This is a genomic window from Asaia sp. W19, assembly GCF_003994335.1.
Taxonomy (GTDB): domain Bacteria; phylum Pseudomonadota; class Alphaproteobacteria; order Acetobacterales; family Acetobacteraceae; genus Asaia.
On record NZ_PNQZ01000066.1, the window covers coordinates 22,553 to 44,653 of the forward strand.

At 53.6% G+C, this 22,101-nt stretch carries 17 protein-coding genes and 1 pseudogene; 10 read left to right on the top strand and 8 right to left on the bottom strand.

Annotation, left to right across the window (positions count from 1 at the left end; all coding sequences use genetic code 11):
• The first annotated feature begins 98 nt into the window (after positions 1–98).
• Together C0V97_RS13750 and C0V97_RS13755 are read left to right on the top strand one after the other, a co-directional pair.
• Positions 99–1,316, top strand: coding sequence for a M20/M25/M40 family metallo-hydrolase (locus tag C0V97_RS13750; RefSeq protein WP_233582177.1), 1,218 nt, complete (start codon positions 99–101; stop codon positions 1,314–1,316).
• Between the two features lie 112 nt (positions 1,317–1,428).
• A complete protein-coding gene (locus tag C0V97_RS13755) occupies positions 1,429–4,002 on the top strand; it encodes a TonB-dependent siderophore receptor (protein WP_127103148.1) in 2,574 nt (857 codons plus the stop codon).
• A gap of 261 nt (positions 4,003–4,263) precedes the next feature.
• Here C0V97_RS13755 and C0V97_RS13760 read toward each other — a convergent pair.
• From C0V97_RS13760 to C0V97_RS18965, 3 genes and pseudogenes are all read right to left on the bottom strand, one after another.
• Positions 4,264–5,020: pseudogene (locus C0V97_RS13760) on the bottom strand (IS5 family transposase).
• A 49-nt stretch (positions 5,021–5,069) separates the two neighbouring features.
• On the bottom strand, positions 5,070–6,548 hold the full coding sequence (locus tag C0V97_RS13765) for a DUF6538 domain-containing protein (protein WP_127103149.1): 1,479 nt from the start codon (positions 6,546–6,548) through the stop codon (positions 5,070–5,072).
• A 214-nt stretch (positions 6,549–6,762) separates the two neighbouring features.
• The gene (locus C0V97_RS18965; protein WP_370265752.1) at positions 6,763–7,206 is read right to left on the bottom strand and encodes a recombinase family protein; all 444 of its coding nucleotides are present in this window, start codon (positions 7,204–7,206) and stop codon (positions 6,763–6,765) included.
• A gap of 204 nt (positions 7,207–7,410) precedes the next feature.
• On the opposite strand from C0V97_RS18965, the gene C0V97_RS13775 reads away from it, so the two are divergent.
• From C0V97_RS13775 to C0V97_RS13790, 4 genes are all read left to right on the top strand, one after another.
• On the top strand, positions 7,411–8,757 hold the full coding sequence (locus C0V97_RS13775) for an ABC-three component system protein (RefSeq protein WP_158625425.1): 1,347 nt from the start codon (positions 7,411–7,413) through the stop codon (positions 8,755–8,757).
• Positions 8,754–9,269 carry an ABC-three component system middle component 5 gene (locus C0V97_RS13780; RefSeq protein WP_127103151.1) on the top strand — a complete coding sequence of 172 codons (516 nt, stop codon included), beginning with the start codon at positions 8,754–8,756 and terminating at the stop codon, positions 9,267–9,269. Before C0V97_RS13775 ends, C0V97_RS13780 begins: the two co-directional genes overlap by 4 nt.
• Positions 9,266–11,194 carry an AAA family ATPase gene (locus tag C0V97_RS13785; RefSeq protein ID WP_127103152.1) on the top strand — a complete coding sequence of 643 codons (1,929 nt, stop codon included), beginning with the start codon at positions 9,266–9,268 and terminating at the stop codon, positions 11,192–11,194. The genes C0V97_RS13780 and C0V97_RS13785 overlap by 4 nt, the downstream gene beginning before the upstream one ends.
• 528 nt (positions 11,195–11,722) lie before the next feature.
• The gene (locus C0V97_RS13790; protein WP_127103153.1) at positions 11,723–12,826 is read left to right on the top strand and encodes a PIN domain-containing protein; all 1,104 of its coding nucleotides are present in this window, start codon (positions 11,723–11,725) and stop codon (positions 12,824–12,826) included.
• Between the two features lie 399 nt (positions 12,827–13,225).
• Here the strand turns inward: C0V97_RS13790 and C0V97_RS13795 are convergent, their stop codons facing one another.
• Positions 13,226–13,786: a recombinase family protein gene (locus C0V97_RS13795; protein WP_127103154.1), complete on the bottom strand. Its 561-nt coding sequence runs from the start codon at positions 13,784–13,786 to the stop codon at positions 13,226–13,228.
• A 199-nt stretch (positions 13,787–13,985) separates the two neighbouring features.
• Between C0V97_RS13795 and C0V97_RS13800 the strand changes: the two genes are divergently transcribed.
• The 3 genes from C0V97_RS13800 (at position 13,986) to C0V97_RS13810 (ending at position 15,940) form a co-directional block, all read left to right on the top strand.
• Entirely contained in the window at positions 13,986–14,618 is a 633-nt protein-coding gene (locus C0V97_RS13800; protein WP_127103155.1) for a hypothetical protein, read from the top strand.
• A 72-nt stretch (positions 14,619–14,690) separates the two neighbouring features.
• Positions 14,691–15,083, top strand: coding sequence for a hypothetical protein (locus tag C0V97_RS13805; RefSeq protein WP_127103156.1), 393 nt, complete (start codon positions 14,691–14,693; stop codon positions 15,081–15,083).
• Positions 15,080–15,940 (top strand): hypothetical protein, encoded by an 861-nt coding sequence (locus C0V97_RS13810; protein WP_127103157.1) that lies wholly within the window; start codon positions 15,080–15,082, stop codon positions 15,938–15,940. Before C0V97_RS13805 ends, C0V97_RS13810 begins: the two co-directional genes overlap by 4 nt.
• 44 nt (positions 15,941–15,984) lie before the next feature.
• Here the strand turns inward: C0V97_RS13810 and C0V97_RS13815 are convergent, their stop codons facing one another.
• Both C0V97_RS13815 and mobC read right to left on the bottom strand, forming a co-directional pair.
• Positions 15,985–17,877, bottom strand: a complete 1,893-nt coding sequence (locus C0V97_RS13815; protein ID WP_127103158.1) for a relaxase/mobilization nuclease domain-containing protein — start codon at positions 17,875–17,877, stop codon at positions 15,985–15,987.
• The gene (gene mobC / locus C0V97_RS13820; protein ID WP_127103159.1) at positions 17,874–18,176 is read right to left on the bottom strand and encodes a plasmid mobilization relaxosome protein MobC; all 303 of its coding nucleotides are present in this window, start codon (positions 18,174–18,176) and stop codon (positions 17,874–17,876) included. The genes C0V97_RS13815 and mobC overlap by 4 nt, the downstream gene beginning before the upstream one ends.
• Positions 18,177–18,311: 135 nt before the next feature.
• On the opposite strand from mobC, the gene C0V97_RS13825 reads away from it, so the two are divergent.
• The gene (locus C0V97_RS13825) at positions 18,312–18,863 is read left to right on the top strand and encodes a hypothetical protein (RefSeq protein ID WP_127103160.1); all 552 of its coding nucleotides are present in this window, start codon (positions 18,312–18,314) and stop codon (positions 18,861–18,863) included.
• 10 nt (positions 18,864–18,873) lie between these two features.
• Here C0V97_RS13825 and C0V97_RS13830 read toward each other — a convergent pair whose 3' ends face one another.
• Positions 18,874–20,244 carry a hypothetical protein gene (locus C0V97_RS13830; protein ID WP_127103161.1) on the bottom strand — a complete coding sequence of 457 codons (1,371 nt, stop codon included), beginning with the start codon at positions 20,242–20,244 and terminating at the stop codon, positions 18,874–18,876.
• 200 nt (positions 20,245–20,444) lie between these two features.
• A complete protein-coding gene (locus tag C0V97_RS13835; protein WP_127103162.1) occupies positions 20,445–22,034 on the bottom strand; it encodes a DUF6538 domain-containing protein in 1,590 nt (529 codons plus the stop codon).
• Positions 22,035–22,101: the final 67 nt, after the last annotated feature.

Consider the following 22,101-nt stretch of genomic DNA (forward strand, 5'->3'; position numbering starts at 1 on the left):
TCATCGAACTCTCATTGTATACAAATCGAATATCAAATGAGGACAAGAGGTCGAGGGGAGCTGCGGTGCGCAAACTGGCCCAAAATGACAGGCAGGATTTGTCTGCTGAACTGATCAGTGTCATCGAGCGGAATTTTGAGCGGGAGCAGGTTCCGTTCCTGCAGGAGCTGGTTCGTGTTGCTTCCGACAATCCGGCAGGCGACTGCGCCCCGCATGCGGCCCATACGGCTATCCTGCTTGAGACCATGGGCTTCGAGGTGGAGCGTCATCCGGTCCCTGAGGCAGTTGTGCGCCAGCACGGGATGCTGAGCGTGACCAACCTCGTCATCCGCCGGATGTTTGGTGATGGTAAAGGTCCGGTTTTAGCCTTGAATGCCCATGGCGATGTCGTGCCGCCGGGTGGCGGCTGGACGTGTGATCCCTATGGTGGCACGATTATCGAAGGGCGCCTGTTCGGCCGGGGCGCTGCGGTATCAAAATCCGATTTCTCCACCTACATCTTTGCATTGAGAGCCCTTGCTGAACGCGGGAATGGCCTCAACGGGCAGGTCGAGGTTCACCTTACCTATGACGAGGAGACCGGTGGTCATCTTGGCCCAGGATGGCTGCTCGATCAGGGAATAACCCGCCCCGACTATGTTATCAGCGCAGGCTTCACCTACGATGTGATGATTGCTCATAATGGCAGCTTGCAGCTTGATGTAAGGCTCGCTGGCGTGGCAGCCCATTCGGCCTGGCCTGAAACCGGTCAGGATGCGATCGAAGCATGCACCCGGATCATGCAGGCCCTTTATCAATATCGAGACGGACTTTCCAACATTCGTTCCGCTGTCGAAAAAATAGATACGCCCACTCTGGTAATTGGCGTCATCTCTGGCGGGGTCGCAGCCAATATCGTGCCTGAAATGGCGCAGTTTCGTCTTGAGCGACGTATCCTCCCGGATGAAGATCCCGCCCTGGTCGAAGCCGATCTCAGGACACTGATCCTGGACACCGCAGGCGGAGTCCCCTGCCAGATCGAGCGCCATCTTCTGGCAGATCCACTCGTGCCGTCTGCTGGCCAGACCCCTCTCGTTGAGGCGCTTCAGGACGCCGGTCAGAGTGTTCTGGGTGAACTGATACCGGCGTCCGGCATGCCTCTTTTTACGGATGCCCGCCTCTACGCCAAAGCCGGCATTCCCACTGTCTTGTATGGCGCTGGCCCGAGAGATCCGCGTGAGGCCAATGGTCACCGCGCCAATGAGCACGTGGTTCTTGATGACTTGCGCCGCGCCACAGAGGTCGTCGCGTTGGCGCTGTCGCGTCTCCTTCAGTGAGACTTTTCCTCGCTTTCAAACGCGCCCCTGGGCGCGCGCCGATTTGGGGCACAGCCCCCGTATTCCTGGAAACCGATAATAGGCCGCGCATCTGCGGGATATGGAGCCGACCATGAAGATCAGAAAGCTTGCGCTATACTCAACGATCCTGTCGGTTGGCCTGTGGGGCAATCTGGCTCAGGCACAATCTTCCCCGGAGGTGAAGGCATCCGGCAAGGAGGTGCGTAAGGAACCGTCTCATGCAACGAGCAAGAACGGTCATGGTGCAAAGGCAAGGAAAGCCGCTCAGATCCGCAAGCCAGTCAGTGGCGGTGAGGAAGCGCTGATCGTAACCGGCACGCATTCCACAAATCGCAAGGCGCGACAAAGCACAAGCCCTATTACCGTTCTATCTTCGGCGACGCTGCGTCGTTCGGGGATGCTCAATCTTGCTGACGCACTGACGCGCACCTATCCGTCTATCAATATCAGCACGATGGGCAATGATGCTGGGGCATTGACATCGTTTATCCGTATGCGTGGTCTCAACCCGAACGAGGTTCTGGTGCTGGTCGATGGCAAGCGTCGTCACACCACCGCCAATATCAATGCCGATGCCGGTCCGAACTTCGGTGCGACGCCTGTCGATCTGAACATGCTTCCTTCGAACATGATCGATCATATCGAGATTCTCGAGGACGGCGCGGCGGCGATGTACGGGTCGGACGCCATTGCGGGTGTCGTGAATATCATTACCAAGAAGCAGGACCACGGCGCCTCCATGAGCGCACAGACGGGCGCGAATGCCTATAATGGTGACGGTTGGCAATATCAGCTGAATGCCGATGGCGGGACGAAGCTGGGCAAGGATGGGTTCCTGCATATCGGCGCGCAGATTTACCACACCGATCATTTCGTAACGAATACCGTTGATAACCGCCTTGCTGGCTACGTGCCGGCGGGCGCTGCAAATGAGCTCTATACCGGCTCGGTCAAAGTGCCGAAAAATTCGAACAAGATCATGAGTACACCCGAGGAGACACGCGAAAATCTCGGGATCAATTTTGGCAAGGATATTACCGAAGATCTGTCTTTTTACGGACAGGTTACCTACGCGCATCGTCATGCCGAGGCCTATGAAAATTATCGCGTGCCGTCTGGTACCAGCGCGAGCAATCCGGTCGTGTTCCCCTACGGGTACTCCCCTCTTGAGACCATTGATGAGAATGATTACGCGGCTACGCTGGGACTGAAGGGTGGCCATGTCTTCGGGTTTGACTGGGATCTGAGCACGACCTGGGGTGAGGATCTCGACAAGATCACGGTACAGAACACGACCAACCCCAATATGTATGCGGCGACAGGATACACGCCTACGACGGTGCGGGCTTCGAATTTTCGTATGGCGCAATGGACGAACAACCTGGATTTCAGGCGTAATTTCCGTATCGCGAATGCCGTGCCTGTGACTGTGGCTTTCGGTGGCGAGCATCGTCTTGAGCAATATACCATTCTCGCTGGAGAGCCGGCTTCCTACGAATACGGGGGCACATCCGCGCTGGCCGGCTTGACTCCACAGGATGCCGGGAAATGGGACCGTGACATATGGGCAGGTTATCTGGACGGGGATTTCCATCCTCTGAAGAACTGGGATCTCGATTTCGCCGGCCGGTTCGAGCATTACACCGATGTCGGCAATACCGAGAATGGCAAGGTATCGACACGGTATGATTTCACGCGCCGTATTGGAGTACGCGCGACGATCAGCAACGGCTTCCGGGCGCCCACAATGGCGGAGCAGCACTATAGTGCGATCAATGTCGGTCCGACCTCGGTGCTTGGCTTGCTGCCTGTCTCTTCGGAAGCTGCACGAGCCACAGGGGCGTCGCCGCTGAAGCCAGAGCGTTCGACCAGTGCGAGTGGAGGCATTGTACTGGAGCCGATCGACGGGTTTCATATCGAAACTGACGTGTATCAGATCAATATCCGTGATCGCGTCGTTCAGGGCGGGAATGTGACAGGACCGACGGCGATCGCGGCTTTGTCCAGCCTTGGCGTTTCATTGCCTGCCCTGACCCAACTTTCCGAAAATGCAGTCCAGACCTACTACTTTACCAACGGGGCCAGCACCCGGACACAGGGGTTGGATATCAAGGCAGACTACATGCTGCGCATGCACCGATACGGCAATGTCACACTGTCTATGGCGCTCGACCTCAACAGAACACGGCTCACGCATAACGGAATGTCATCGAGCGGCTCACCCCTCCTGAATGCTCAAAATATTGCCTATCTCACGACTGGTTTTCCACGCAGCAAGATCATCCTGAATGCCTATTGGACCCTGGGGGACTGGGACGTGAATTTGAGGCAGACCCGGTACGGTGAGACTGTCGGTATGATGACGTATCAGGACTGGACCCCAACCGCTGCGATCTGCCCGATTGACGGCAAGCAGTTACAGCAATCCAGCACATGCTTCGCCCAATTCAAGAATACGCCGCGCTGGCTCACCGACCTTGAAGTCGGTTACCGGATTTCACCACGCTGGCACATTGCGGTCGGTGCCAATAATATCTTCAATATTCGTCCCAGAAAACTGCCTGCGGAGCTCAATCAGCTGGGTGGCAATCCTTATGATACGTTCTCCTCCCAAGTGCCGATGACCGGCGGGTACTACTATGGAAGGGTCAATCTCACGCTTTAAGAGTTTTTGAGGCAGTTATTGGAGGCCTGCCCCTAATTTTTTATGTAAATGCCACAGCAAGCTGGACGGGCTTCCGGATACGTTTAATAGAGAAAGCGCTACTTATTCGGAGTGATGGAAATAGATCTCGGCAATATCATCTGAATGCTGCCGTTACGCGGGTTATAGGGATTGATTGGAACATGTACCCCGATTATCGGTGGCATGTTTTAGGAGCTCGGTTGCAGCCTAACATTGTATGAGGCCCATTAGGCTAAGGACTCATAGCCACAACATGAAGGTAGCGGCGAGGCAGATGGCTGAGAAGAAGACGGTCGGGCATCTGTCGTAGCGTGTGGCGACGCGCCTCCGGTCCTTGAGCCGGCCGAACATGATCTCGATACGATTGCGGCGCCGGTTTTGCGTTTGTCGTAGCTCACTGGCGTCGTGCGGGATCTCCGGCCTGGAATGCAGGGTCTGATCCCCTTTTCCTCCAGCTCGTCCCTGAATCAGTCGGCATCATAACCGCGATCAGCCGGGAGCCACTTTGCAGCGGGCAGATCGTCCAACAGGGCGGCAGCCCCGGTGTAATCGCTGGTCTGGCCTACCGTCAGGAAGAACCTGATCGGGCGGCCATTCCTGTCTGTCACCGCGAGCAGTTTCATGTTCATGCCGCCTTTGGTCCGCCCGATCAGGCGGCTTGGCCCCCCTTTTTTATCCGTAGGCTGGAAGCCGTGCGGTGCGCCTTCAGGTAAGTCGCGTCCATCATGATCGTCTGGTGATCCAATCTGCCGACCGCCAGACCATCCATCATCCGGGCAAAGATCCCCATGGCGCCCCAACGTTTCCAACGATTGCAGAGCGTTTTGTGCGAGCCATACTCTCGCGGAGCATCCCGCCAGCGCAGCCCGTTGCGGTTCACGAAGATGATCCCTCTCAATACACGCCGGTCTTCAACACGCGGTCTGCCATGGCTCCTTGGGAAAACCGGCTCCAAACGCGCCATTTGCTCGTCCGTCAGCCAAAACAGGTCGCTCATCTTCAGTCTCCTCAGGGAGCCTGAATCTGATTTACCCCCCCCCCCCAAATCAATGGATCCTGAGCCTAGTCGAGACTGTGTTCCGGAAGCTGTGGAAACAGACTTCCCTAGGAAGTCCGGCTCTCCTTCTGAGACGCGCGAAGGCCTGAGAGAAGCTCGCTGAGCGGACGCCCTTCTTAGTGACGACCAGATCCGGCATCAGCCAGACCTGATCAGGCTTCATGAAAGGCAGAATACCCTTTGCAGTCAGCTCAGGGTGGATTGGTACAATGCGTGTGCCAGTCTGTGTCTTCGGGGAAAATCCAGTCTCGACATTCGGGCGGATCTGGAAGCATGCGACACCCTCAATATTCCCAATGTCGGCGCCTCGCAGGTTGCAGATCTCACCGAGTCTCATACCTGTGTAGGCAGCAATATTGATGATCGCGGCTGCAGGGCGTGCAGAGGGCGTGCGGCTCGACCATGGTGTTGTACTGAGCTGCGCCAGCTCAGCATCGCTGAAGCAGCGTCGTTCGACCTTCTTCGTGACATGGTAGTCCCAGCCCGCCCAGACATTGCGTGACACCAGATCACGCTGCAACAGGAGCGCCCAAAGAGCGGAGAGACGAGAGAAGTGGTTCTTGACCGTCTTGGCGCTGATGGTCTCGAGCTTCTCGGTTTCAGCGCGCGCGACCTCGTCACGGATCGAACGACCGTTGCGCTCCTTGCCGTGGGTGGAGGGAAGACGGAAGAGGAGATCACGGAACTCGCCAGCGGTCTCGCCGGTAATCCGTTCGACCTCCATGTCGCCGAAGGCATCGATGAACAGGTTAAGCGCTTTGCGCGTGCCGCGTTTCGTATCCTCTGAGCGATTGGTATCCGGGTAAATAAAACGCTCCGCAGCCATGCTGACCGTCAGAAGCTTTGAGCGGGAGCCGGAGCTTGCCAGCTTTTTCTTTGGTGTGGTTGTTCCGCGCGGGTCTGGTTCAGCAGTCAGCGGCACTGGGGCGATAGATTCGCTCTTACTTGCCGTTCCGATGTCGACGACGATGCTTTTAAGGAGATTGACCTGAGCGGCCAGATTGGCGGCCTCCGCACGCGCTTCAGGCAGATCCTTCTTCACGATTTTCCGCATCGTTTCGAGCCGCTCGGTATCCTTGGCAAGATAGGGGCCGATGATAGAGAGAAAATGCGTCACGAGGTTGTTGAACTCGAGGAAGCGTACCTGAACCTCTGTCATCTCCCTCTCATGCTTGAGCTCGAGCAGGCGCATTTCGATGGCATGGGCAGACTCGGTATCGCGAACGAAGCTCTCATAAAAAGTGATGATCTCGTCCGGTGTGGGCGGTCGGTCTTTCGAGTCACTCATGGCGCGCACCTTGTCGAAGAACTGTCCGGTTCGGTCATATAGCTGCGCCGCCCGTCTGCGAGCCTCGAGTTTAGCCGAAGTATCAAGCGAAAGGGAGATCTCGGACCGCCCCATGAGAGGCTGGATATCCTTTGGCACGGCCCTGCGAAAATGGTAGCGGGACCCTATCAGACGCAGCATCAAAATTTCCCATTCTGGGAAGAATTCCGGGAAACTCCCGGTTTGACGCGTTGAGAGCCAAAAAACCTATCAATTTCAATGGGATAGTGGTCCGAACTATGGGACTCGAAACCATACAGGTTCGAAACGCACCAAGATAAGGCACTGAAAAACAACCATGTTTCTCAAGCGATGTTGCGTGATAGTGTAGCAGAGTTTGCTACATCCTCAAGCGTCAAATACATGTCGTGAGGCGCTGAATGGTTCTCAGTCCGACCCCATACTTCTTGGCCAAAGCAGTCCCGGTCTCTTCTCCATAGCGCCTGCGGATAGCTTCTTGGGCTTGTCTGCTGAGCGTGGGTTTCCTGCCCATTTTCACGCCACTCTCCATGGCTCTCTTCCTGCCAGATTGGGTGCGGTCGATGATGAGAGCGCGTTCGAACTCGGCAAAGGAAGCGAGGAGGTTCAACGTCAGGCTTCCCATCATGTCATCTCTGATAGTGCCAACCCCTTGGATGGTTGTAGCGATACCTTGCTGTCTGATGTTTTGAATTGAAAACGAAAACGAGTTCGATAGCGGATGGCCCGGTTCGGAGACGGTGTCGGAATAAATCGGTCTTACGCTGTGCGCGGCGCTGCCCCGCCTTCTAGCTGTGAATCTACCACAGAAATCTCGCAGGTCGGAGGTCGCGCTCGCGCCAGCGACACGACGTAACTAACTGCATTCTCGACGACGGGCGCAGCCTTTGGGATACAGAGGGGCACCTTCAAACGTAAAGCCGTAGCTGATAGACGAGTTTTACCTCGTGGTCTCTTGTAGGCTAGCCTGATAGCGTGCACCGCGGTTACAGTATCTCTCCACTTATGGGGGACAGGAGCGATAGTGGGTATTAGGGGATTCACGTCGGTTTTCGCGGCCGGGACTGATCAAGCGCTATCATCTGCGGCATTAGATATTGTGTTTGTTCATGGTTTGTCCGGAGGATTCGAGACAACTTGGAAGGCCGAAAATGGTGCCTTCTGGCCTCAGTGGCTTGCCGATGAGTTCGACTCCGCGAACGTGCACCTTGCTGGATACGATTCCGGTGCTTTCGCCAGTTTTTTACTTGGTAGCGGGGCATCGATCCAAGACCTCGCGAGTATTCTCGCTGATGGACTCATCAGCCTGCCGCACCCAGCAAAGGCGATTGTGCTCATTACCCATAGCCTAGGAGGCCTTATCGTCAAGCAGATGCTTCGCCGGTGTGTCGAGTCCGCGGATAGTCGTTTTCAAAATCTCGCAAAAAAGGTACGCGCCGTCGTTTTTTTGGGGACCCCACATCAGGGCGCAAGCTTGGCCAAGACGTTCGACACAATACTGCGGCCGTTCAAAAGCAGAGCTGCGCAGCAACTCGCCTACAGCAGCGACAATCTCATAGATCTTAATACCTTCTTTTCAAGTTTCGCTGTGCGCGAGAGGGTTGTAGTCCGGCCTTTCTACGAGACTGATAAAACGCAGGGTATCCAAATCGTTGATCGAGTCACCGCCAACCCCAACGTCCACGGTGCCGAGCCTATCGCGGTTCAGGCCGATCATATTAAGATCTGTAAGCCTGAGTCGAAGCAGTCTCTGGTGTATCGGTCAGTCTGCGAGCTCTTGCACTCACTACTTTCACCAAGTCGCAGCCTCGAGGTGGTTACGACGCCTGCCATCAATGACACAAATTCCTCTAGCACGACCCTTCTCTCGTCTCATTCAGCCTCGGAGTGTACGTATGCTCATGCACTAGCCACTCCCGGCGTTCCCGTATCATCCTCTGATGACAGAGTGCCCGACGGTATTACATCCGATATCCTTGAGGACTTCGCCTATTTTACTACAGTCGCATCGGATGATCGTCGCTCGCTTGCGCAAAAACTGCGTGATGCGGATCGCGGATATCAGATTGGTGATGCCACCCGGCGCAAGGAGCGTTTCGCGATGGTGCTCCATCGCCACATAGCACAACCCTCGGCGGTAACTCGTTATATGCAACTATTAGGCGCCATAGAAAGTCGGTTTAGCCGGCATGTACGCCGGCGTATCAGCGAGGGAGCGTCGCTGGAACAAGTCGACTATGCCATTCAGTCGGAAGTGTTAGATCCGTGTGCTCAACAGTTTTCCAATCCGGGTGCCGAGATTTCCTTGGCACTCGTAGATAACGCGCTTTGCTATCTTGCAGGTAATTGTCATGTGAGCTGGGACAAATGACCGAGCTTCGTATTTGGCACGCAGCTCGAGATCCTTATCATTGCGCCTTTCGTATGATCCGTTTGTTGACGTGGAAACACGATAAGCTACCGGTTGCTCAATTGCGTCTGCTCGACATGCTTCTTATGTATCCGTCACTCTCTTTACGAATGAAGTTGCCATCAACTGTGCGGGATAAATTGCGGGCTTTGCATCTGCCACCTATAAAGAAGCTTTTTATTAGTCTACCTAGTACTGCGTCTATCTGGCAGGACCTGCAATTGTACCAGTCGACGGCGCTCAAGCAGTTGGCTGGTCGTAGCTTGCTTGATCGAGACGCTCTACGTGATCACTATGCCGCGCTAGACTCAAACCAGCTTCCCATCCTTTTGCTTAATCGAGTGCATGCCGAGAACGCCGCTCAAGCCGCACTAATGAAATTCCTAATGAATGATATAGCTACGATCTCTGCAAGCGGCCCAGACAATATCTTCAAAAGAGCTGGCGTGCCAGTGAGGGGTTCATTTACGTGAGAAGTCAACTGATTGTCGACCGCATGCTCGTTTATCAAGCGAGCAACGTGCTTTACGACGAGCGCTTTCATCGCGGAGTAAACATAATTCATGGGTCAAACGGCTCGGGTAAATCGACTCTCGCAGATTTTATCTTCTTCGGTCTGGGCGGCGATCTTCGCGAGTGGAAGCCTTACGCATCGCGAGCGGACGCGGTCATGCTACAACTAACCACGCCGCAAGGCACCATCACAACCAAACGTTACATTTCGCCTGACGCTGCGCGACCGATGGACATATACTTCGGCCCTATGGATCAGGCACTGGCTGCCGGGACTGATCTTTGGCGGCGCTATTCATATAGCCGACCCGACAGTGATTACAGTTTCAGCCAAATCCTCTTCCGGGCGATCGGACTGCCCGAGGCGATCAGTGATGGCGCCAGTAATTTGACAATGCATCAAATTCTGCGATTTCTATATGTCGACCAACTTACGCCTATCCAGCGCATCTTTCGCGTCGATCGTTGGGACACTTGGCAGACCCGCCAAGCTATTGGCGAGTTGTTGGCTGGCGTCGGCGGGTACGAGCTTTACGACAAACAAATCTTGCTTCGGGAAGTAGAGAAGAAACATAAGGATGTGTCCGCGACACTGACAAACCTGATGGCAATTGCCTCGGGATACGGTGAAAACATCTTGGTCGATAATATCGAGACAAGTATTGCCTCCGCAAGCCAAGAGCGCGCGACCCTGCTCGCTGCAATCGAAAAGCTCAGCAACGACGAAGATGATGGCGTGGTGATGCGGGAACTGACAGCGGCCCAGGCGGAGGCCCTGAAATCGTTTCGTATAAGCCGTCGCAAAGTGGTGGATTTGACCGATGCGATTGAGACACTAGAGTACGAAATTGCCGATGCCGATGCTTTTCTAGAGCATTTAGACAATTCTTTGCGCGACTTTAACGACGCAGCGCTAACCTTTTCTGCTCTGGGCCGGCTCGACTTCGATTTTTGTCCAGCCTGCTTTGCAGTTGTGAAGGAGAAAGCAACTGGTCACTGTCAGCTGTGTGACGAGCCGCACAAGCCCGGTGCTAATGACTCACGCACATTGGCTGTCAAGCTCGATCTGCAAATGCAGTTGCGCGAGTCAGCTGTTTTACAGGAGCAACGACGTGCAGAACTGAAAACCATGACTACAAACCTGCGCATCGCGAAGGTTGAACTGCGCCGGATTACAACTACGATCGAAGTGTCACGTACAGGGCCGGCAAGCGAGCGTGAGGTCAACATTGCCACTCTGAGCCGCAAAGCAGGCTTCATTGATAGCCAGCTAGAGGTATTGCAAAAACGATTAGAGCTGGGACGCAATATCAGTGCGCTATCGCAACAGAAAGAAAATCTCAACGCTGATATGAATCGTTTAAAACGCCAGATTGAAGCGATTAGACTCTCCCAAGAGCAGAGGAAACACTCTGCATATAAGATGATATCGGACACCGCCAAGGGGCTACTCGACGACGACCTAGAGGAGCATTCCGACTTCGGTAAAGTCGATTACGTCAATTTCAGCTTTGCCGAGGATTGGGTCGCTGTCAACAATGATAAGAACAGAGCAGGCAGCGCGAGTGGCATGGTTGTTCTCAAAAATAGTTTCGCTGCGGCGACTCTGCTTTCGTCGATGACTGATGCTGATTTTTGTCTCCCGCGGTGGATGCTTTTGGACAACATAGAGGATAAAGGGATGGTAGAGGAGCGGTCATGGAATTTCCAACGCTTGTTGGTTTCGCGCTCCTCGCAGAGTGCGCATATTCACCAAGTAATTTTTACCACATCGAAGATTGCGCCAGAGCTGGAAGGTAGTGATCTCGTCGTGGGGCGGAAATATACTAAGAAAGCGCCATCACTCGACTTTATCGGATCTCTCGAGGCGCACAGGGATGCTTGATACGTTTTGCTAGGGTGCGGGGTTGGTGAGCGAATTCACGAACTCTTCCTCGTATTGATAGATAAAAATCGAAAACATCAATATTGGGTTTATCTGACGAAGATTTGGACGGTTAGTATTATGAATATTTTGATTCAAGGTGCCGCGTCAATGCGGGAGTTATCGGCATGAGTAGTAGAATGGTCGGCCGTAGGTATTGCGCATGTAGATATCAGTTCTTTGCTTTTCACGTTTGTCATTAGTCACTTGGTTCCTTCCTCGATCTTCCCGTCTGCTCATCCGGGTAGGAGCACGCAGGTGCTAGTCTTTCTCGCAGTAAATGTCAGAGAGGCGCTCTCCGTTGCTGAGCTGACGTGGCTCTTGTTCGTCACAATTGAATGAAAAATTGGATCTAACTTAGACCTTTCCCAGCTAAAAGAGCAGGAGGCATCACGATTTAGGTGTGGAGTGTGAGTCTACAAAAAACTTGTTCCAGACGTCAGCAGACGTGATAACTGTTTAAAAATTGCATTTTTAGAGGCTCACCTGATGCCGCAATATGACGCTATCACCTTCGATACACAGACTATAGAGCGGCAAGCATTCAATTTTGATGGTCCTCTCTTAGCATCGTTTCGTCAGTTTCATGATGGTAGGATCAAGGTAGTTATCTCCGATGTGGTGGCGGAGGAAATAAAGCGTCATATGATTCCGGTGATTGCAGACGCAAAGGAAAAATACATCAACGCCGTCAAAAAAGTGCAGAAATTCAACCTGATTTCCTCAGAAGCCAGCATTCCGGATTTGATATCTCTATCTCCTGAACAAATTGCGGAGAACCGGTTTTTCAAGTTTATTTCTGATATCGATGCTGAGATATTGCCTGCGGATCCGGTGTCAGCCGCTGAATTATATCGTAGATATACGGCTTCTCTCCCTCCTTTCTCAACGAATTTAAAAAATAAGAAGCACGAATTCCCGGACGCGATAGCCTTGCTCAGTCTCGAGAAGTGGGCTCATCAAGAGGGCAAAAGGATCATAGCGGTAAGTGGGGATAAGGACTGGGAGCTCTTTGCTGAACAAAGTCACCTTATTGACGTTGTAGAGGACCTTTCTGACGGAATATCCAAGCTTCTCGAAAGCACGACAGGATTGAAAGGACTTATCAAGGCCTATTTTCGCGAGGCAAGCGAGGCATACTTGGCCCATGGAGACCAGTTAATCCTCAATTTTCTCAACTCCAGCACTGACGAAATCACCATTGAAGCTGACGGGAATAGCCCGTATGAATTTGAATTAACTACTTACAGTGTCAAATTTCTTTCTTGGGAGGCTAATGTTGAATCCCCAGATGGAATACTGATTTTAGAATCAAAATTGGACCTAGTTCGCGTGAGTGTGAAGTTTATACTGGAGGCTGAAATTAATGGCGAATTTTTGCTAAGTGTTTGGGACTCCATCGATCACGAATTGATCCCTTTGACTGGGAGCGAAGAGCAAGTCACAGAAACACTGGAGGCAACAGCGATTGTGGATTTTGAGAAAGAAGAAGACGGCTCATTTTTTATTTCAAATTTTGAACTCGAACCATCAAGTGTATGGGTAGACTTTGGGGATATTGATCCAGATGCTTCTTTTTACGGGGATTATTGAGACAATTATCATTGAATGAAAATTGGAATATATGTGTGGCGTCACAAATATAAACCCTAGTCAATCTTGATAAGGCTTGATGTTTATTGGTAAATAATTATCTAATCACCATATAGTACGCTTGGTAAATGTAAATCTTATGTAAATAACATATACTAAAAAATAGATAAAGCGCTATCAGAAAATAGATGATTCGCACGACCGTCAGTCTAAACCAGTTGGCCGCAGGGAAGGGGCATTTTGTCGGTTATGAGATCTTCGGAGGCTAGGTCTACATTTTGCTGTTTCTCTTCATTTGAGACTTTACCGTCTCAAAAACACCTGTTTTGGGAATAGTTCATTTTTGCATGGCTGTGAGTCCGGTCATGCAATTATGGGACGGGGTTTGTGATACGGTTTTCAGGAGTTCATGGCGCGCCATGCCGTCATCTTGGAGACGTGCAGGAGCTTGGCGACCTCCCTTGCTGACAGCCCCTGCGCCTTGAGGCGTCTGGCCTGAGCAAGGTCTTCTTCGGGCAGGGAGGGGCGCCTTCCCAGACGTGTTCCTCTGGCCTTCGCCGTCTCCAGCCCTGACATCACACGCTCGCGGATGATGTTGCGCTCGAACTCCGCAAAGCCTGCGAGGAGCAACAGGAACAGCTTGCCTCCGGCGCCTGACGTATCAATGCCGAGATTGAGGATACGCACCGCCACACCTCGTTTTTTCAGCACATCAATAAGGGTCAGCACGTCCAGTGCGTTACGCCCCAGCCTGTCCAGCTTGGCGACAATCAGCGTGTCTCCCGCGTGGAGCTTCCGCACTAGTTTCCTGAGCGCCGGTCGCGTCTTCCATGAGGTCGCCCCCGAGATGGTCTCGGTCACGATGCTGTCCTCGTTCACGCCCTCACGGAGCAAATCCGTGACCTGATTGTCTGTCTGTTGTCGCGATGTGCTTACTCTCGCATAGCCATATTTTCCCATATTCCCGTCCTGTCATTGCGGGACAGCTTTTCGGTACGTCTGCACCCGGTTTCGCCATCCTCCCATTATCGTAACAGAATCAGGTGTTTACGGGATATCCTGGGGGCAGGTTCAGCACTGCACAGGGTGTGTGACGGCCTCATTCTGTTCGGAATGAGCGTCTGTTTTTCCCCTGTTTATCGGGAGGAATACCCTCGGGATGGATATCGAGATTTTCGGTCGCAAGGTTTGGATTTACGGAATCCAGGGACGGGTCAGCGGTTTGCGGTCATGGACCGAGACCCACACCACAACCTCGGGAGGACAGGTCAGGGATTGCGGGCCTGGCGGTCTTCAGGTGGATGCACCAAGGGTCAACGTCCATACCACCCATCACCAGAGCTTCTGGGTCATTTCGCCCTCAGGCCGTGAGTGGCAGGGGAGGGGTAACTATCCCCTGCGGGAAGGTCAGGAGGTGCGTGTTCTCTGGGCGGGCCTCGGTGGTCAAACCACAACGGGTCACGTCGTGATGCATAACCGGACGCTCCAGAAACTCTGGACCAATCCGGTGGATTTACCTGGTGCGCTGAGCTTCCATGGCATCAAGCGCCTGACCCTGAAATATCTTGCCGTGTTGGCTGTGGTGTTCGGCGTCTCCTTGTACTTCCCGCTCACCTACAGCGACGCTGGTGCTGGCGCCTTTTTCAAAGGTCTGTGCGTGTGTCTGGTTCTGGTCGCTATCGGCGCCATGCATCGCCTGCGGATGATACGGGACAACCAGAGCGAAGCTCTCTCCGTCATTCAGAAAGCCGTCGCGAATGACCCAGAGCTTCAACAGTCGCTTTCGGCCTGACGCACAGGGGCTGGCTTTGCCGTTCCGGCGCCCCGTCTTTTTCTTCCCCACCTACATAAGGACTGACATCTCATGAGACCCTTCGGTTCTCTGCTCTCTTTGCTCGTGCTTGCGGGTCTCACCGCCTGTGCCTCGGCTGGTGATGCGTCGATGAAAAACCTCACCGCCTCTGAGGTCGATAGCGCCATCCATGATGGTGTCACGACTGGTGATGAGGTCCAGCGTCGTTTCGGTGCGCCCTCCGAAGTTTCTCAGGAGAACGGGGCCACCATCTGGAGCTACGCCTATACGTCTGGCCGTGAGGATGGTCTTTCCATGGCTCAGGAGGCAGTCGGCCTCAGCTTCATCGGCACACGGACCAATAATGAGAGCAAATCCCTCGATGTCACGCTGAAGAACAACATCGTCCAGTCCCATCGCTTTGCCGTCAAGCATATCAGCGGTGGTAGCGGGGTGAGACAATGACCATGAAACACGCACTCGCCCTTCTCGTCCTGACGATGCCTGTCACGGCGCGGGCCCAGACCATGACCGAATGCATGATGGCGCGAAATCAGGGCATGATAAGCCCTGCCTGTGGCAAACTGCTCGGCCTGTCGGACAGGTCAGCCCAGCCTCCCGAGGATAATGGTGGGGTGCATCTGAAACAGACGCTCTCCTACATGCCTCTGGGCAATCGTCTGGGGAGTGCCAGTATCCTTGGTCTGTCTCTGGGTATGACGCAGGAGAAGGCCACGCAGAGTCTCAGGAGCTGGTGCCTGCGTGACCCGAACATCGTGAACACGGCTATCTCCACCACCTATAAAGGCGCGCATGTCGAGACGCAGTTCTTCCCGCGGCAGATGCAATGCTCCAAAGGCGATGACACCATCGAGATAACGCTTTCCGCTCCTGTGATGGGGTCGGTGGTCACGCAGATAGAGCGGAATGTCTCCTTCGCTCCGGACAGCGCTCCGACCTTTGCAACATTGCAGGAGGAAGTCGCCGGGAAATACGGTCTGCATCTGCCAGTTCCCGGCCCCTATGGGGAAGCCAGTCGCCAGCTCTATGCCAATATGGCAGGTCAGGAGGTCGAGGGGGTAATCCACGCGGTCTCGCCCCGAAGCGAAGACATTTCGACCTATGACGTGCCGGGAGAGACCGGGCTGTTGCAGGTGCGTCTCCAAGGCGTGTCAGGCAATCCGGCCAATATCGGTCATATCAGCTTCGACCTGCACGACATGCGGGCTGAACGCATGGTGGCGAGCGAATTGCTCAAGCAACTCAATGCATCCGTGGATGCGAAATTGGGCAAGGCGTCATCGCTGAAGCCCGAGCTTTGACGCTCTCATCCGGGGGGAGTTATCCCCTCGGCTAACTTGTCCTCTCACACAATGCCCATGATGCCAGACAGGGACGGGCGGGGACTGGCTGATGTGGGACGGGTTGGAGAAGGCGTATGTGAGGCATTGCGTGTTCTGTCGCCTCCGCCTGTGCCTGATTGCACATCATGTGTCTCCATCGCCCCTCTGTCTGCTCTCTGACGCAATGTGCTGACGCGGGCCTTGGCAGAGAGAAGGTTGATGCAGGCAATCTGCATGACCTCGCCATCCTGTGTGTCTGCGAGATAGGCCAGAACCTCTTTCAGGGCCTGCTTCTCCTTCAGATAGTCTTTCACCTCATGCAGGTTCATCCAGTCGCGGTGCTTGTGCTCGCGACTGCGAACAATCCAGTCCGCTATCCATTTCATGGCGTATGAAAAATTGCTGTCATCGCTCATATCGAGTTTGCCGATATCGTGTCGGTGATAGCCCAGAGTCTCCAACGCCTCATCGAAGACGGCTCTGGCCTTGCGGGCTTCTGCCCTGTGCCATGGCGTCCAGAGTGTCACACGGGATTCTGCATCCAGCCAGTTCTGTCTCACTCCAGTCAGGCGCTTCTCATGGCCAGCCCTGATATACGCTGTATCACGCGATTTTGGGTCGGGATGAGGTTCAGCAGGGAGATGAGACCAGCGGGACTGGAAGCTCTCGACCAGCTCGGTCAGCAGGTCAGCGAAACGCTTCTGGCCATGCAAATGGTCGCGGAGTTGCTGTTCCTTCTCTGCCTGCGCTTCGTTGAAATCAATGACGGCCTGCACCTCTGATTGTGTCATGCCCTTGGTAATACTGGCGCGTGTCTTAGGGGATGACGCAGATATGGTTCCAGTCCCTGCGACACTCCGAGTGATGGCGCCGGTTCTCAGGACAGGCCCTGATATTTTTCTCCCGCTTGCTGGTTCAAGGGTCGTGCTGACGGAATCCTCAGAGGAGTTGCGTGGGTCCGGTGAAGGTGTTCCATCCTCAACAGCAGAGGGGTCAACGGGGGTTTCCCCCTTGCCAGTTGGGTCTCGTGATGTGTCACGAGGGCCAGGGCTGGCTATGTCTTCCCTACCTCCCTGACGTATCGCGCTCTGTTCAGGCGTTTCGTGACCAAGAACAAAGGCGCTGAACTCTGATTTGCGAACACCCAGCAGGCGGGACAGTGAGCCCACGATGACGCCATGCTCGTCTTTGAGAAGCACCACGTTGGGCTTTTTGTCTCCTGCCATCAGAGACCAGCCTTGCGAAGATATTGCACTCTGGAAGGCTTGCCAGTCTGTGCTTCCGGCATAGAGGTCACGCAGGACATATTTGATGTCAAAGGGTCTGGCTCCCTGTCTCTGACTGCGTTTGGATTGTGGGTCGGAGAGGACGGAGTTTGGAAGAGCCCCCTCACAGAGCACCTGCAATCTCTCCCGATGTTCTTCCGGGACTGCGTGATACACAGCCAAATTGTGGCGTCCCTTGGTCAGCGCCAGTCCATGCTTCAGTTCAAACAGACGGGCGACTTTTTCCTGTCTTTCATAACGGTGTGACACGTCCAGAACCTTGCCTGTCTCGGGGTTCGTGGTGCGGACCAGAATATGACAGTGGCGGTTATCGGCCTCGTTATCGTGACGTGTCTTGGTGTGGATGACCGCAAGAGCAACATCGGACGCTTTGAATCCGAACTCCTGCGCCAGCATGGTGATGCAGTCTGCAAACTGCTCTGTGGTTAGTTTCTCGCGGGATGAGAGCTGAAAGTGCTGGACGGCATTGACGCGACCAAAAGCCGTGGCATCCGCAATGCAGTCCTCTATGTCCTGACGTCTGCCTTTCCAGACATGGATGCGTTCATTGTCGCCGGTTTTCTCGACGAGGTGATGATAGATGGCGCCGGAACCAGATGCGGTTTTGATGGGGTTGCTCTTGAGTATCATCTGACCCTCCCCAGCACGCGATTGATGCGGGCTTTGAGGTCATCAAGCTCAGGAAGCTTGGAGGTGATCTCCACCTGCTCCCCGCTATTCATGCGCCTAGCAATCTGGTTGAGGTTATTCCCTATGGCAGAGAGTTCCTGACGCAGGGCCAGAAGCTCCTGTGCAATCGAAATCCCTCCAGCCAGTTCGTCTAGCAGAACCCTGCGACACCAGACCGAGATCCTGCGTGTGCCTGCCTTACGTATCAGTCTTTTTCGTGCGTCCGGTGTGACTCTGATGTGTAATGTCTCCGTTTTCATGGTGTGCCCTCGTTTCCGAGAACTATTGTGGAACGGGGTTGTGCAAAGGAGACTCTTTGAGACGCTGAAGTTGGTATCATTTCGATACAAAAATGTTATAAAGAGGCAGATGCGATCAGCGTGAGGGATGGAACTGTGATTTCTGCGTATGAGAATCTCAAAAGAGAGCTGGGCAGTATCTTTGATTTTGATTGCGAATACGTAAAGGAATCTTGGATCGGTTTTTCTGTAAAACTGTCGCTGTGGGGAGTGCTCGGAGCATCGGTGGCAGTTTGCAATGAGATTGGACTATTTTACTATGGTACTGCGAATAAAATTATCGGATCACCTGAGAATTTTTATTTAAAGCCGATTTGGATGATGGCGGTTGTGGTGATCCTCTCGGGACTGCTGTATCTCGTCGTTCCCAGCGAACGCATAGCAAGGCACATAATACTTAAGGAAATTTCCTCTATATTGACCGCTATGATCTCATTCATTTGGTGCCAATCAATATTTTTCCTTGTTACTTCTTTATATCACCTAAGAAATGTCAAGAATCTCTCAAAGTTTGGACAAGAGTTTGAATACTCCTATCTGCATGATTTAGTGCTTTTTGTCCTAATAATGTTCCTCCTGCAGTTTGCAATCACGGCTTTACTGATCGCTCACAAGGCACGTCGGCTTGCCTTCAGCGGGCCTCGCTAAGTATTTTCCCTCAACAGGATGGGTCGGGGATGTGTTCCTGAGGAGGGCTTGGAGGAGGCTGTCCTCTGGAGCCCATACATTCGCAAGGCGGGCTAGAAGCTCGAACACCTTCTTGGTTCTTATATAAACAAGTTGGAACAGGACCAAAATGAAAGACGGTGTTCTCCTGCTTCAGCTCCTTTGAAATCTTGGCAACCTGGGGTGTGTTTTTCTCTCTGAAGTCCTTCACCACTCTGAAATGCAGGGTATGCAGGAACATGGTTTGCAGTCTCTGGATATCACTTTCGGCATAATGGGAATCAGGATGGCGAGCTGACAGCCTGTTTAGTCTCTCATCAGCAAACCCACGCAGAAGCAGGAGAACAGCCCCTCCAGATGTCTTCTGCTTCATCAGTTGTCTGGCTCTACTGATACGCCATTCAGAGAGAGCGCTGGTGTCCTTGCCCTCGTACACCCCCCGGTATCGGCGCTTGATGTCTTTCCTCAGTCCGATGAAGGTCAGGCTGGTTTCAGGCTTGCCATGGTCCTTGGTCGTGTAACGTGAGGCTCTGGCGACATCACGGATATCCTTGATGGCTTCATCACGCCTGTCGCATTCATTTGGGAACGCATCGAGTATCTGTTCCTCGACCCATGCCCTGTGTTCAGGGGAGACATAGAGCTGGATATGATAATGTGGTGTTTCATCCTCATGGAGTTCCAGCGCTGTCATACCCAGCAGGAGAATATCCCTGTGTCGGGCTTTGCGTCTGACACGCTTCCAGCGTCTGCCGATTTCAGCCTTGGCCTGTTCATAGGAGCAGTTGCGGTATTCTCCCGGCAGGGTGAGGGTCAGGAATAATCCGGCGTAGTTGAGGAAGTTGACTGCGAGGTCATGGATGCCATCGGCTATGGCAAGATTTACCGCATAGCTCCTGCGAAGATGGAACTGGCGCAAATCATGAGCTGACAGGCTTCGTTCGGGGTGTTCTGCATCGAAGATGATAATGAAGCTTTTGGCGCTTGCGGTTCTGGCGTTATCGAATGCCTGCTGAACGTCGTCGTGTTCCGGAAGCAGGCCGATAGCCCTGCGGAGATTGCGCCGTAACCTGTTCGCCTTGCGTGTAAAGACACGCCCGGTGATTCGTCTGAGTTCCTTCAGCTCGGCGTGAGATTGAGAGAGGAGGTCGAAGCCTGAAACCAGGTCGTCTGGCTGTGTTTCAACCCATGCGATAACCTCACGGGCGACCTGTTCGGCCTCTTCATAGCAGGCGAGAAAGACGCAGTTTTCTGCGGTTATTCGTATGATTTGGTCTTTATAGAACCCATGCAGGGGATACAGCCTGCGCCAGATATCTGGCCTGTCGGTTTTTATATAACTCTCTATCTCTTCATACTGCACATCATCCTACGCATTCCCCATGCAAAGCCTGGAGATGCGATAAATGATGTATACTGTCTGTCAGCGGTGCAAATCATCCTGATACTCCTTCGTACAGCCGGTCTGGGTTAATTCTGGCTGTAGGTGGGAGTATAGCACCCGAATGGGCGTATTTGTTTGGATGCGGTATATTTCGTCAGCGATACGAACAACCTGTCTGTCTATTGTTGTAGGGCCTTGATGCGCCAGAACTCGGGATAGACGACAGCATCGGCGACCTTTTTCAGGTTCTCGACCTCGATTTCATCGAGATATTCCTTGATGCCGACCGAACGGCTTTGCCCTTCATGTCCAAGAAACTTATCAATCCAGACGTCACGCAGACCACCCTCGCCATGTTCATGGATATTGCGAAGCTTGGTGGAGACGTAGTGACGAAAGGAGTGGAAAACCATCGTGGCAGGGATTCCCAGCCTCTTTTTGTGGGTCGAAAAGTTTCTGCCAAAAAGCCCCGACCGTCTCTTGTCTTTCCCTGAAAAACTCAGCTCGTGGAACAGATAGGCATGACCCGCCTGTTTCGAGCGCATGGCGAAATCGAGAAAGCCCTCGTCAATCAGTCGCTGACAGACAGGAACAACGCGTGTGCCTGCTTCGGTCTTGGGGTTCCATTCGGTCCAGGGTTCTCCCTCTGTGGCCTCATGCTCCTGAATGACGATGCAGGGGATGCCCCTGAGGGTCATGATGTCCTGATTGCGTAGGCGACAGATTTCCTCCACCCGCATACCCGTATAGGCGCCGACACCAACGATGAAGCCAAACGTCTCCTTTGAAATGGATGTGGCAATCTCGAAAGGGGCTTCCGCCAGTCGGGCAAGATGCTCGTCACTCCAGCGGATGCGCCGGAGTTTTTTCTTCGTGTCGAATGACCAGCCTGTGAACAGGTTTCTGTCCACGAGGTCACGCAGGAGATAAAAGCGCCAGATGGCAGACAGGCGTGAGAAGTTGTTTTTGACGGCCTTGCCTGAGACCGTCCTGAGTTTGAGCCGGGTCGATTCCTCCGCCAGTTCGAGGGCGGTCCTTTTGTCGTTCTTTTTTCTGCCGTGGTATTCCGGGAGCTTCTCCATCACCTCCTTGAACCGTCCGGCATCGGCGCCAGTATAGAGGCGTATCTCCTTGTCTCCGCAGACTTCGAGAAAGCGCCTGATGACATTGCGATAACCTCTGAAGTCGGCGTCCTTCCATTTCTGGGAGGAGGCGAGGATGAACGCCTCGCTTGCTTCGGAGAACAGAGGGCTTTTGTCCGGCTCCTTCGGCTTGGTCCAGGTTTCGATATTGCTGAAGTGGCCGAGGATGGCAGACATCTTCTCCTGCACGTCGAATGCGGGAGAGTTTTTCACGATGGTCTGAAGCTCTTCCACGGACTCTTTCGCTGTCTCGACGAAGGTCATGAACTGCTTGTGGTCCCGCATACGATGGAGCAGGTGTTCTGCATTCATGACGCGATACTGGGACCGTAGCGCTGACAACTCGCTCTCATAGGCAGAGATGAGACTGTCGAGCAGAGGCCGGAGCTGGTCATCGACGCTCTCTCTCAGTGAATCATTGATGTCCTGAAAGAGCTCCTGCGTCACGCGATGCACTCCTGAAAACAGCCTGTCCGTGGCCAGAGAGATTGCACAGGCCCGGCTTTTTGCAAGCGATTTGTCGTTCGTGTCGAGCGTGACCCAGAGCTCGCGTCGTCTCATCAGCTCACGCAGATGTGTCGGAATGACACGTCTGAAAACATATCCGGCAGGGCGTCGAACCAGCATTGGAAGGCCATGATGGGGCACCCGGATGTAGCAAAACACCGGGTTCAGGTTGCGGGAACCTGAAAAA

Coding starts and splice junctions, on each gene's coding strand:
- C0V97_RS13755 (WP_127103148.1), top strand. CDS start 1,429: ATGAAGATCAGAAAGCTTGCGCTATACTCAACGATCCTGTCGGTTGGC.
- C0V97_RS13765 (WP_127103149.1), bottom strand. CDS start 6,548: ATGCTGCGTCTGATAGGGTCCCGCTACCATTTTCGCAGGGCCGTGCCA.
- C0V97_RS13780 (WP_127103151.1), top strand. CDS start 8,754: ATGACCGAGCTTCGTATTTGGCACGCAGCTCGAGATCCTTATCATTGC.
- C0V97_RS13790 (WP_127103153.1), top strand. CDS start 11,723: ATGCCGCAATATGACGCTATCACCTTCGATACACAGACTATAGAGCGG.
- C0V97_RS13795 (WP_127103154.1), bottom strand. CDS start 13,786: ATGGGAAAATATGGCTATGCGAGAGTAAGCACATCGCGACAACAGACA.
- C0V97_RS13800 (WP_127103155.1), top strand. CDS start 13,986: ATGGATATCGAGATTTTCGGTCGCAAGGTTTGGATTTACGGAATCCAG.
- C0V97_RS13805 (WP_127103156.1), top strand. CDS start 14,691: ATGAGACCCTTCGGTTCTCTGCTCTCTTTGCTCGTGCTTGCGGGTCTC.
- C0V97_RS13810 (WP_127103157.1), top strand. CDS start 15,080: ATGACCATGAAACACGCACTCGCCCTTCTCGTCCTGACGATGCCTGTC.
- C0V97_RS13815 (WP_127103158.1), bottom strand. CDS start 17,877: ATGATACTCAAGAGCAACCCCATCAAAACCGCATCTGGTTCCGGCGCC.
- mobC (WP_127103159.1), bottom strand. CDS start 18,176: ATGAAAACGGAGACATTACACATCAGAGTCACACCGGACGCACGAAAA.
- C0V97_RS13835 (WP_127103162.1), bottom strand. CDS start 22,034: ATGCTGGTTCGACGCCCTGCCGGATATGTTTTCAGACGTGTCATTCCG.